The sequence below is a fragment of the Parathalassolituus penaei genome (assembly GCF_026626885.1).
Lineage (GTDB): Bacteria > Pseudomonadota > Gammaproteobacteria > Pseudomonadales > Oceanobacteraceae > Oceanobacter > Oceanobacter penaei.
In genome coordinates, this window is record NZ_JAPNOA010000059.1 from 239,044 (window position 1) to 251,469 (window position 12,426).

At 53.7% G+C, this 12,426-nt stretch carries 9 protein-coding genes; 4 read left to right on the forward strand and 5 right to left on the reverse strand.

Features of this window, described 5'->3' with window-relative positions:
- Window position 1: 1 nt before the first annotated feature.
- Window positions 2-1,204: an MbnH family di-heme enzyme gene (locus OUO13_RS19235; RefSeq protein WP_283175531.1), complete on the reverse strand. Its 1,203-nt coding sequence runs from the start codon at window positions 1,202-1,204 to the stop codon at window positions 2-4.
- 28 nt (window positions 1,205-1,232) lie between these two features.
- The gene (locus tag OUO13_RS19240; RefSeq protein ID WP_283175532.1) at window positions 1,233-2,213 is read right to left on the reverse strand and encodes an MbnP family copper-binding protein; all 981 of its coding nucleotides are present in this window, start codon (window positions 2,211-2,213) and stop codon (window positions 1,233-1,235) included.
- Between the two features lie 796 nt (window positions 2,214-3,009).
- On the opposite strand from OUO13_RS19240, the gene OUO13_RS19245 reads away from it, so the two are divergent.
- The 3 genes from OUO13_RS19245 to OUO13_RS19255 all read left to right on the forward strand — a co-directional run bounded on the left by OUO13_RS19245 (window position 3,010) and on the right by OUO13_RS19255 (window position 6,046).
- On the forward strand, window positions 3,010-4,113 hold the full coding sequence (locus tag OUO13_RS19245; protein ID WP_283175533.1) for a hypothetical protein: 1,104 nt from the start codon (window positions 3,010-3,012) through the stop codon (window positions 4,111-4,113).
- A gap of 95 nt (window positions 4,114-4,208) precedes the next feature.
- Window positions 4,209-5,735, forward strand: a complete 1,527-nt coding sequence (locus tag OUO13_RS19250) for a BCCT family transporter (RefSeq protein WP_428982367.1) — start codon at window positions 4,209-4,211, stop codon at window positions 5,733-5,735.
- A gap of 167 nt (window positions 5,736-5,902) precedes the next feature.
- A complete protein-coding gene (locus OUO13_RS19255) occupies window positions 5,903-6,046 on the forward strand; it encodes a hypothetical protein (RefSeq protein ID WP_283175535.1) in 144 nt (47 codons plus the stop codon).
- A gap of 347 nt (window positions 6,047-6,393) precedes the next feature.
- Here the strand turns inward: OUO13_RS19255 and OUO13_RS19260 are convergent, their stop codons facing one another.
- On the reverse strand, window positions 6,394-7,794 hold the full coding sequence (locus tag OUO13_RS19260; RefSeq protein ID WP_283175536.1) for an FAD-binding oxidoreductase: 1,401 nt from the start codon (window positions 7,792-7,794) through the stop codon (window positions 6,394-6,396).
- Between the two features lie 223 nt (window positions 7,795-8,017).
- Between OUO13_RS19260 and serA the strand changes: the two genes are divergently transcribed.
- Window positions 8,018-9,247 carry a phosphoglycerate dehydrogenase gene (gene serA, locus OUO13_RS19265; RefSeq protein WP_283175537.1) on the forward strand — a complete coding sequence of 410 codons (1,230 nt, stop codon included), beginning with the start codon at window positions 8,018-8,020 and terminating at the stop codon, window positions 9,245-9,247.
- Between the two features lie 94 nt (window positions 9,248-9,341).
- Here the strand turns inward: serA and OUO13_RS19270 are convergent, their stop codons facing one another.
- Window positions 9,342-11,579, reverse strand: a complete 2,238-nt coding sequence (locus OUO13_RS19270; protein ID WP_283175538.1) for a TonB-dependent receptor plug domain-containing protein — start codon at window positions 11,577-11,579, stop codon at window positions 9,342-9,344.
- Window positions 11,580-11,657: 78 nt separating this feature from the next.
- The gene (gene hisF / locus OUO13_RS19275; RefSeq protein WP_283175539.1) at window positions 11,658-12,419 is read right to left on the reverse strand and encodes an imidazole glycerol phosphate synthase subunit HisF; all 762 of its coding nucleotides are present in this window, start codon (window positions 12,417-12,419) and stop codon (window positions 11,658-11,660) included.
- Between the last annotated feature and the right edge of the window lie 7 nt (window positions 12,420-12,426).

Sequence of the window (12,426 nt, forward strand, 5' to 3'; positions counted from 1 at the left end):
GTCAGGGATTGCTCAACTGGCATTGCGGATTCACAGCCGGGTCCGCTTCGGCATTGCTGGCCACACCAATCGGGTTGCCATCCGCATCGGGCCAGGGATTGCCATAACGCGGGTTACTGATAAACGTCAGGTCGGTAAGGCTGCACAGAAACGCCAGCACATCGGCTTTTTCATCAGAGGTCAGGGTAAAGCCGGGGCTCAGATCACCATCCACCTGGTAATCCCCCTGTTTGCCCCCCTGCGAATAGGTATCAAGGATGTCTTCCAGCGTGGCGTGGCTGCCATCGTGAGAATACGGTGCAGTCAGGGCGATATTGCGCAGGCTCATGGTCCGGAATTGCCCGAGATGACTGCTGTTACCCGTCACTTCGTACACTCCGCGATTGGGTTCATCAAATCGATACACCGCACCGGTGTTATGGAAGTTGGAGGTCGGATAGGTCCAGCTGCGGTTCATATGGTTATCAGTGAGAGTAAAGTTATCCAGATGGCAGTGGGTACACTCCAGACGTTCACTGGCAAATAATGCCAACCCGCGTTTGGCAGCGGCACTGAGGGCACTGCTGTCGCCTTGTAAATAGTGGTCGAAATCTGAGTCAAACGAGGTCAGGCCACGAACAAAACTGGCGAGTGCCGGAATCAGGTGATCATCAAAATCCCACTCGGTATCGGTCGCAGCTTCGGGAAATGCCGCCACCAGCAGGGCCTGGTAGGTGCTGTCGGTGCGGATGCTGGCCAGTACGCCATCCAGGTTACTGCTGGTCAGGCCGTGTTCCGGAATCGGGCTGCTATTAAACAACGGGCCACGAATCTGTTCTTCCAGCGTGGTGACATCCGGACGAGCCCAGTTGAAGGTTGCAAACCAGGCGGTATTACCCAGCGACATGGCATTACGTGGATGAGTGTCGCCCCATGTTCCGGTCGGAAACTGCCGACCGTCTGTGAAGGCTTTTTCCTGATGGTGACAACTGGCGCAGGCAATATCGCCGTTCGCAGACAAACGGGTATCGTAGAACAGGTATCGCCCGAGCTGGAATTTGGCCTCGGTCATGGGGTTGTCATCCGGCTCCACTGGCAACGGAATGCCATCCGGCAAGCCCCAGTCAAAGCTGCTGACCGAAGCCCCCTGATCGTCCAGAGTCGTACTGCTGCTGCCCATACAGGCAACCAGCAGGCTGCTGGTCAATACGACCAGCAGCGCCATTGCGTTAGGCCAAATTCCGTTGCGCCACTCAGTCATTCAGGGTACTGAAAACGACTTGCTGAATCGGAGTTGTGAAAGCATCACCCTGGGTTGCATGCTGCAGACCGAGACGGGCAAAAATTTCCGCACATTCCGCGTCGGTTGTACCCGACATACAACCCGACGGGCCGCCGGTATCCACGGTCAGATTACTGCCGGCATACAGGGCAGCAATGTCCACGGCAATCTTGCTGGAGTCCGGATTGAAGTCTGAGAGGCTGACGTCAGAAAGATTGGGCGTATCACACTCGCCACCCGATGGTGCCGCGCTGCGGTTTTCAGTGCCGTCGTTATCGGCAGCGTTACTGCAGCCAGTCGCTCCCAGATGCACCGTCCACAGGCTGCCGGTAGAACCACTGGCCAGCTGTACGCCACCCGCTGGCATCAGGTCCATCCGCAAATAACGGTAACCGGATAACCATCCCCAGCTCATGGATACCGCCGACGACAATACGCCTGCGGTTTCCGGTGCGGCATGATTAATCGAGGCTGGCAAACCGAGCTGATATTTCAGGCCCGTGTAGGAGGTGCCGCTGGTGTGTTCGTAGGTTCCGGTGACGTCATTCCAGATGGCTTTGGCTTCACCGGTTCCACCACAGGCACTGGTGATGTCGCGGAAGTCGACCAGTGCAATCCCCTGTTCCTGGCTGTCCTGATCTTCATCCAGCGTTACCGCCACTTCCGCACCGCTGCTGGTGATCAAACGTACATTCGATACATAAAACGCCATGTAAGCGATTGCCGCATCAGTACCTTCCGTGCCAACCGCTGCCAGCGTGGTATCGCAAATACTGTCAGTCACATCCACAGATGGGCTTACAGTGCTATTGATGGCACGGAAGTCCAGTGTCAGCTCACGGGTTTCAACGGTTTTCTCGTTCGTGGATGAATCACCACCACAGGCGGTCAGCAACAAGCTACTGGTCACAATGGCGGCCGCAAGACCAATACGTCGGTGTTTCAACGTCATAATCGGATTGTCCTTTTTTATTGATTGTGCAATTCCTGAGCAATCTGCATTGAAAACATGAGCACATGTTTCCTGGTCTCGGCCTCATGAGCTGGAAGCCAGATGCATTACTCACAGTGAAAACGGCGAGCATTTAGCCAGCCACGGACAAGTTCCAGAATGTGACAAATGGTCGCGTGCATGACGCAAACCGGCTTGCTGATGTCGTTCTCCATATCAACGGAATACCGTTCTGGACATTTACCAAAATATCTGACCACCGAACCCGGAATTCACAATATGTGATATATTTTCATGAAACATTCGTTTAACAAAAACGACAACCCGCTACTTTTATAAACCCATATCAGAATCTGGATAATGGAACTATTCAGGCACCTATATTTAATTACCCACAAACTTGTAAAAATACTTTTTCAGGATCGAAAAACCCCATACAGAATCATCAGAACAATCTCAACGCCCCCAGGAAGTGCAAGGCACGATCCGTCCTAAACCCTTATAAAACATAGAATTTCGTACTGCCTCGCAATACAGAACAGTCAGCCTGCACTTTTTTGTAACACTCATCGCCGATGATCTGCGCTATTTCCGAACAGTCTGCACCAGACTGATTCAAATTCATTTCCCGACATATAAAACCGCCTTTCGTTCAGATATCGACCTCATATTTTTATTCTGGATACGACGCCCACAAAACCGTTTACGACATTATTGCCCGGAGGCGACCTGAGCGTTTTGACAGCGAATTCGGATAGGGGGAATGTGGTCCTGTAACCAAACAGAGGATCAGCCAATGACATCCGCTCGCAAGATGAAAAAACCGGCTCCAGCATTAAAACGTTTCGCCCGCACCAGTGGTTATTCGTTGATTCTGGCATCCATGGTAGGTATTCCAGCCGCGATCGCCTCTCCGTCGATCAGTGGTGGCATCTGGTTCAACTACACCTACGACAAGGACGACAACGCCAACAAGGAAGAAATGGGCGCCGTTGATTACGAGAGCATCATTCTCTACTTCAACGACAAACCAGCAGACAAGCCTTACTTCTTCAACGGTGAGCTGCGTATTGGCAAGGGTGCCTTTACCGCTCCTGACAGCAACAACACTGGCGGCCACTTCGGTATTCACCAGGCTGAAATCGGTTTTAAAGCCTCCGAAACTGCCACCATCTACGTTGGTAAAACCGACGTTCCATTCGGTAAAAAGACTGTTAACTTCTGGCCAGGTGACATGCTGATTGGCGGTTACGGTGACCAGATGGACATCGGTGCCAAATTCACCAACAGCGATGGTCCGATTGCTTACAAACTGGGTTACTTCCATGCCGATGACTGGGGTGAATCCAGCACCGAAACCATGGACGACGGCGGTCACTGGGGCAACTACAGCGCTTCTACTCCTGCCAACTCTACTTACCGCAAGGTACAAACCCTGGTGGGTGATGCGTCCTACAGCATCGCAGCAGACCAGAAAATTGGTGTCTCCGCACAATCTGGTAGCCTGTTCGACCTGAGCACCAAAGAAATCGACGGTGATCACTCTGCATTTGCCCTGTACTACGAAGGTTCCTTCAGCGGTGTGAGCGTAACCGGTGAACTGATGACCGCTTCCCGCAAGCTGCCAGACAGCATGGGTGGCATGACCAACGATAGCGACCGCGCACTGCTGACCCTGGGTTACACCATGGGTGACTTCAACTTCTACATGGACTCTACCTGGGCTCAGTCTGACGACGTGGACACTGTGCACGCCTACGCTCCTGGTATGAGCTACAAGTACGGCCCAGGTTGGGTTTACGTTGAATACCTGACCCAGAACGGTTACGTCGGTGCCGACAACGATGTGGGTAAAGGCGATTACGACGCTCTGTACCTGACTGTCGATTACTACTTCTGATATAGGGGACGATCAGCATGTCACCATCCGAGATCAAAGCATTACAGAATAAGTACCAAACGGATTTTAAAGCTGGCCAAGATAACTACACTCTGATGGGCATGGACCTCCATCGCAGTGTGTTTACGGTTAGTGCCGTGCTGATCATCGCCTTCGTTCTGGGTACTCTTTTGTACCCGGAACAAGCCGGCGGTATGCTCAGCGCTTCCAAATCCTGGGCTATTGATAACTTCGACTGGCTGTTTATGGTCGGTTGTAACGTCTTCCTGGTGTTCTGCCTGGCACTGATTTTCCTGCCAGTTGGTCGCCTGCGTCTGGGTGGCGAAAATGCCAGCCCAGAGCACTCTACCTGGTCATGGTTCGCCATGCTGTTTGCCGCCGGTATGGGTATCGGCCTGATGTTCTGGAGCGTGGCCGAACCGGTTGCCTACTACACCAACTGGTACGGCACTCCGCTGAACGTGGAAGCCAAAACCCCTGAAGGCGCGGCACTGGCACTGGGTACCACCCTGTTCCACTGGGCTCTGCATCCATGGGCTATCTACGGTGTTGTTGGTCTGGCTCTGGCGTTCTTCGCTTACAACAAGGGCATGCCTCTGACCATCCGTTCCGCGTTTTACCCGCTGCTGGGTGAGCGTGTGTGGGGCTGGGCTGGTGACGTGATCGATATTCTGGCGGTTCTGGCCACTGTATTTGGTCTGGCGACTTCTCTGGGCCTCGGCGCTCAGCAAGCCACCAGCGGTCTGAACTTCCTGTTCGGTGTTGCTGACAGCCTGACTACCCAGATCATTGTGATTATTGCCGTAACCGGTGTAGCTACCCTGTCGGTATCCCTGGGTATGGACAAGGGTGTAAAAATCCTCAGTAACCTGAACATGGTAGTGGCGTTTGCCCTGATGATTCTGGTGTTCCTGCTCGGCCCTACCGCTGCCATCCTGAAGTGGATCGGTGTGACCGTTGCCAGCTATGCCACCAACATTGTGCCTCTGAGCAACTGGATTGGCCGTGAAGACAGCGACTGGTACCACGGCTGGACCGTGTTCTACTGGGCCTGGTGGGTGTCATGGTCTCCATTCGTAGGTATGTTCATCGCTCGTATCTCTCGTGGTCGTACCGTTCGTGAATTCATCATCGCTGTGCTGATTGTTCCAACCATCGTCAGCGCCCTGTGGATGAGTGTGTTTGGTGGTACTGCGATTGAACAGGTTATTGCCGGTACTGGCGAACTGGCCAACGGCATCACCAACGTGTCTCTGTCCATGTTCCAGATGTTCGAACAACTGCCACTGGCTGGCATCACCTCCTTCACTGCTGTGATTCTGGTTCTGCTGTTCTTCGTAACCTCTGCTGACTCTGGCGCTCTGGTGGTCGACTCCATCACTGCCGGTGGCAAGCTGACCTCGCCGATTCCTCAGCGTGTGTTCTGGGCTTCTATCGAAGGTGTGATTGCAATTGCTCTGCTGATTGGTGGTGGCAAGGCGGCTCTGAGCGCCCTGCAAGCCGGCTCGATTGCAACCGGTCTGCCATTCACTGCGGTACTGCTGCTGATGTGTCTGAGCCTGTACAAGGGTCTGGATAACGAACTGCGCATCGTCCGTCTGAAGCAGCAAGGCCGCGCCTGATCAACGACTTCTGAATCTTCATCGGTATGAATCTCATACCCTTCGCCCCCGCTAACGCGGGGGCTTTTTTTTTGGGTTCATCGCGCTTTACCGGAAAGCCCCACGTCGGTTTTCAAATCAAGGCCCCTCTGGAAACACAGTACCTACTACGGTTTATCAGGATGGTGATGAGTGAAGAAGCCGACTTGATCGCATGGCAGGCTACGCCAGAAACCGGCGATACCGCGTCAACACCATTCCGAAATACCTGCAAGGAGCAGGTTGCAGCAACGTTGAGCAATATTGGTGAAATAGAAAAAGACTCCGTCTGACGGACTCGTCATTTCGCAGCATCCGCCGCCTTGCTCATACGCACTGCCGCTTTCGCTCAGAGCTGAGCAGCTTTTTCAGAGGGAACTTGAAGCAGTAAGTGTCCTACCCGCGACACAGCCCCTTACATATCAACTTGTCAGATCCAGGAAAACCAGAGTACGTCGGGAGTAACATGGATACACAAACAGGGAACGCAGAGAGCCAGGCAATGAAATGACACTGGATATAAGGGAGGGGGCTAACAATGGTGAAAAAGCAGCGCATGGCTGCTTTCTTCATGTACATAACAAACGGTAAAGCAACGCTACAGCCAATCATTACCAACAGACTGCAGCGATATTGACGATCAGACGTCCAGCACCTTGCCCGGGTTCATCACGTTGTTCGGGTCAAAGGCCAGCTTCACGGCACGCATGTACGCCAGTTCGGCTTCAGAACGGCTGTAGCTCAGGTATGGCTTTTTGGTCATACCCACACCGTGTTCTGCCGATACGGAACCGTCGTATTTCTCGGTGATTTCGAATACCCACTTGGAGACCTTGCCACAACGGGCAAAAAACTCTTCCTTGGCCAGCGCATCCGGCTTGAGGATGTTCAGGTGCAGGTTGCCGTCACCAATGTGGCCGAACCAGATGATTTCAAAGTCAGGGTACTCACGTACAACCACATCTTCGATTTCTTTCAGGAACGCAGGCACCTTGGATACCACTACGGACAGGTCGTTCTTGTACGGAGTCCAGTGAGAAATGGTCTCGGAAATGTCTTCACGCAGACGCCACAGGTTGGCGGCCTGGGTTTCGCTCTGGCTGATCACACCATCCAGCACCCAGCCTTCTTCCATACAGGCTTCGAACAGTGCCATCGCAGTGTCGAGATGACCTTCGGTTTCCGCTTCGAATTCCAGCAGGGCGTAATATTCGGATGGAGTTTCGAACGGAGCCGGAACTTCACCACGAGCCAGAACCTTGGCCAGTGCCTTGTCGGAGAAGAATTCAAATGCCGTCAGATCCAGACCGGACTGGAACTTGTGCATCACACTCATGATGGCATCGAACTCAGGCACACCCAGCACCAGTACCGTCAGGTTCTTTGGTGGACGTTCCAGACGCATGGTCGCTTCGGTTACAAAGCCCAGAGTGCCTTCACCGCCGATAAACAGCTGACGCAAATCGTAACCGGTGTTGTTCTTCAGCAGGTCCTTGTTCAGACGCAGAATATCGCCCTTGCCGGTTACCACTGTCAGACCAGCCACCCAGTCACGGGTCATGCCGTAACGGATTACCTTGATACCACCCGCGTTGGTGCTGATGTTGCCGCCGATCTGGCTGGAGCCAGCAGAGGCGAAATCCACCGGATAAAACAGACCCTGCTCTTCTGCGTACATCTGCAGCTGTTCGGTCACCACACCGGCTCCACACCGAACGGTGCGATCGAGAGCGTTGAAGTCGCTGATCTGGTTCATGTAGTCGAAAGACACAACCACTTCACCATTGGCAGCCACCGCACCAGCACTCAGACCAGTACGACCGCCGGACGGTACCAGTGCCAGACCACACTCATTGGCCAGCAATACAATTTGCTGAACCTGTTCAGTGGTCTTCGGGAACACAATGGCGGATGGACGCGGTTCAAACACCTTGGTCCAGTCCTTACCGAATGTTTCGAGAGAGTCGGCGTCGATGCGCACCTTGTCTGCACCAACAATGGCAGACAGGCGTTCAACAAGAGCGTCTTGGGTCAGAGTCATGGGGGCAGTTCCACAGATATGAGAGATCGTCACTTCAACTTGAGTATTCATCCGGTTGAAGCAAGCCATGGAGGATCACATTGAAAGCCGAGTATGCTACCATGCGCGCCTTAATTTTCGGAGATATTTTGGTCAATTCCGTATCCAGCTGACATATGTCTGTGGTATGGATGCACCAGATGGCACCCCCCTCGCCGCTTGGCTAACGCATATAGGTACCCCAATGGCCCAGACTTCCCTCGACAAAAGCAAGATCAAGTTCCTCTTGTTGGAAGGTGTGCACCAGTCTGCTCTGGATACTCTCAACGCCGCAGGCTACACCAATATCGAGTATCTGAAGACGTCTCTGCCTGACGCAGAGCTGAAAGAACGCATCAAGGATGCTCACTTTATCGGTATCCGTTCTCGCACCCAGCTGACCGAAGAAATCTTCGAAGCTGCCGAGAAACTGATCGCTGTTGGCTGCTTCTGCATTGGTACCAACCAGGTAGACCTGAAGGCTGCTGCCAAGCGTGGTATCGCCGTATTCAACGCGCCTTACTCCAATACTCGTTCCGTTGCCGAACTGACCATCGCCCAGATCATCATGCTGATGCGTGGTATTCCGGCCAAGAGCGCTGAATGTCACCGCGGTGGCTGGAGCAAGTCTGCTGCCAACTCTTTTGAAGTGCGCGGCAAGAAACTGGGTATCGTGGGCTACGGCAACATCGGCACCCAGCTGTCCGTAATGGCCGAAAGCCTGGGTATGAAGGTGTTCTTCTACGACATCGTCACCAAGCTGCCAATCGGTAACGCGACTCAGGTAGGCAGCCTGAACGAACTGCTGGAAACCTGTGACGTGATCTCCATGCACGTACCGGAAACCCAGTCCACCATGTGGATGATGGCCAAGGAACAGTTCTCCCGTATGAAGCAGGGTTCTGTATTCCTGAACGCTTCCCGTGGCACCGTGGTTGTGATCGAAGACCTGGCGGAAGAAATCCGCTCCGGCAAGATCATCGGCGCTGCCATTGACGTATTCCCGGTTGAACCACGCTCCAACGACGAAGAGTTCGTCACCCCGCTGCGTGAATTCGACAACGTGATCCTGACCCCACACGTGGGCGGCTCCACTCTGGAAGCCCAGGAAAACATCGGTAAGGAAGTAGGCGAGAAACTGGCCAGCTACAGCGACAAGGGTATCACCACGGCTGCTGTTAACTTCCCGGAAGTGGCACTGCCAACCAACGCTGGCAAACACCGTATCCTGCACATTCACCAGAACGTGCCGGGTGTGATGAACGCCATCAACAGCATTTTCGCCAGCAACAATATTAACATCAGTGGTCAGTACCTGCAGACCATCGAAGATATCGGTTACGTGGTGATTGACGTGGACGCTACCGCCAGTGAACTGGCTCTTGAGAAAATCAAGGAAGTGGACGGCACCATCCGCGCTCGCGTTCTGTACTGATTTCCGATCAGACAGCAAAAAGGCCGGTCAAACCGGCCTTTTTTGTATCTGTCCACAGGCGATCCTGTACCGCCTGACTCACGACTTGTACTGCTTACCAGCGATAACGATACGTTACACCGTTTAACCAACGCTGATTACGTTCAAAATTGACGTTACCAGCATCGGCGTCATACCAGACCTGCCAGGCCAGAGTGCCCATAGGCAACTCACGCCCCAATCGAGCTTGCCATTTACGCTGACGATAATGCTCAGAAGAACTGTAGTTGGAGCCTGCACCAACGTCGGCCTGATCATAAGAGACTCCCAGCATCTGCTCCCAGAATCCGGACTCACGGGTCCAGATCATCCGCAAGCTGCGCTCAGCTCCCAGCAACAGATCAGCAGTCGCTTCGTCGTTGGCTTTGCGATCCTGCAACATTCCGACTAACCACAAACGCTGTTGTTGTGCCAGATGTAAAGAAGCCTGCCACTCAATACCCTGCATTCGCAAGGAACCACCGTTATCCAGATCACTATCGAGCAGAGACACCGAACTGCCGATCAGACGACTCAAGCGCTCATGAAAAATTTTGGTATCCACCGTCAGACGCGAATCCAACCAGCTACCAAAATAACCTGCCTCCCAGGCCTGAATCACCTCGTCTTTCAACTCGGCTTTCCAGGCATCCGAGCGTGCCTGCAAAAACAGGGTGCCAGTGTCTGAGCCCAGATAGTTATCCCCCAGACCACTCAGGGTCACACTGGCATTGAGATAACGCTCTGCCAGATCCGGCGAACGATGGCTGCGCGAATAGTGAACACGCACACTCTGGTTATTGGCAAGACGCCAGGTTGACGCCAGTCGTGGTGAATAATGCACTCCTGACTCACGTTCGTATTCCGCCATCAGACCCGAAAACAGCAACCAGTCAGGCAGTGGTTTGTATTCAATGTTGAAGAATGCCGACCAGCTGTCCTGCCCTACCTCACCATCAAAATAGGTACGCGAACTCACCCGGTCACGACGCCAGCCAATCCCCTGCACAGAACGCAACTGCGGGCTCCAGGTGCGGGTATCCTGCCATTCGATATCGGTCCGTTGTTCGTAAATGTCGAGATCACCCGTTCCGCATACGGTTTCATCCAAACCATGGCCAGTGATGACTCCAGCCATAACCGACTGTGCCAACGCCAGATCCGAGTCACTGATCTCTACACTGTAACCACGAGTGGCCAACAAGGATTCCAGCGCATCAGCACTGACACGGCCAGATGCAATCGCGGCGTATAAATACCCCAACGTCGTTCGATCAGCTGCCGAGCCCTGTTGATAACCCAGCACACTGTAGCCTAATGTTTCTGCGAAGCCCGGATTCTGGCGATATAACGTTCCCAGATCCTCGGAAAAAGCGATGGTGGGAGCACAGGCACTGTAATCTGATTCGGTGTTGTTACCGCTCCAGTATGCTTTTAATTGCCACTGGTGATCTGCCGACGTCTCACGGGTGTAACGCCCCCATAGCACATCCGTAGTGGACTCCTGCAGAGGTGAATCAGTCATAAAATTTTCATCGGCATACACGTCACGCGCCACAAGCTGACGACTCACTTGCCATTCAAGCTCGGAGGAATCATCCGGACGAGTAGCAGCGCTCCAGGCTATAGCCTTGTTGGCCCGCAAATCTGGCAATGAACCAGTATCATGATGGAAACCGCCGTATTCGCCGACACGATCAGCAAACACACTGATGCGGTGCTGGACATCGCCACCACCCCCGATACTGGCATAACCGTGACGCTGCTGATCGGATGCATAACTGACCGACAAATCAGCGGATGCACTGTCCGCAGGATGACGAGTGATGATATTCACCACCCCCTGAAAGGCGTTCAGACCATAACTGGATGCACTGGGGCTACGCGTCACTTCAACCCGTTCAATGTCTTCCACCGCCACACCAATACGATCCCAGTCGACCCGTGCAAACGTCGACTCATACACCGAACGACCATCCACCAGTACTTCCAGACGACGCGCCAACGACACATCACCGGAGTGATAAACAACGGACGTAGAACGGGTATCGAGTTCATCCCCGACAAACATGCCGGGAACGTAACGGAAGATATCCACCACGCGGGTAACGCCCCACTGGCGAATCTGGTCAGCATCAATCACCGTGACGCTGGCAGGAACTTCAGCAAGAGGCTGTTGCAGACGAACCGCACTCAGCACCAACGGCAATTCCGGTTCAAACTCTTCCAGAGCCTGAACCTCACCACCCAGTGCCGAGGCCAGAAAAACCAGCAACATCGAGCGCCGGTTTTGTTGTTTTCCTGACCGGTTCATACAACACGCCTCTCTTGATCCTGATTCACCGGCCCGAGAGCAGGTATCTCATCCCTGACAACTCATACGAGGGCAGGATTACAAACGCATTTCAATGCCTGCAGCAGCCATATGTTCTTTGGCTTGCTGCACGGTGTATTCACCAAAGTGGAAAATACTGGCGGCGAGAACGGCATCCGCGCCGCCCAGTTTAACGCCATCCACCAGATGGTCGAGGTTACCCACGCCACCTGAGGCAATCACCGGAATATTCACCGCATCCGAAATAGCGCGGGTAACACCAAGGTCAAAACCGGATTTCACGCCGTCACGATCCATACTGGTCAGCAGGATCTCACCGGCACCGTATTCGGCCATTTTGACAGCCCACTCAACGGCATTGATACCGGTTGGTTTACGGCCACCGTGGGTGAAAATTTCCCAACGGCCTTCTGCAACCTGCTTGGCATCAATGGCAACCACGATGCACTGGGCACCGAATTTCTGCGAGGCTTCGCGCACAAATTCAGGGTTGTAAACCGCTGCAGAGTTGATGGATACCTTGTCGGCACCGGCATTCAGCATACGGCGGATATCCGCCAGCTCACGAATACCACCACCCACCGTCAGCGGGATAAACACCTGCTCAGCAATGGCTTCCACCATATGCACCGTGGTGTCACGACCTTCATGACTGGCGGTAATGTCGAGGAAAGTGATCTCGTCAGCGCCCTGATCGTTGTAACGCTTGGCGATTTCAACCGGATCACCGGCATCGCGGATACCCACAAAGTTCACGCCTTTAACGACGCGGCCTTTATCGACATCCAGACAGGGAATAATGCGTTTGGCCAGTGCCATAAAAGCC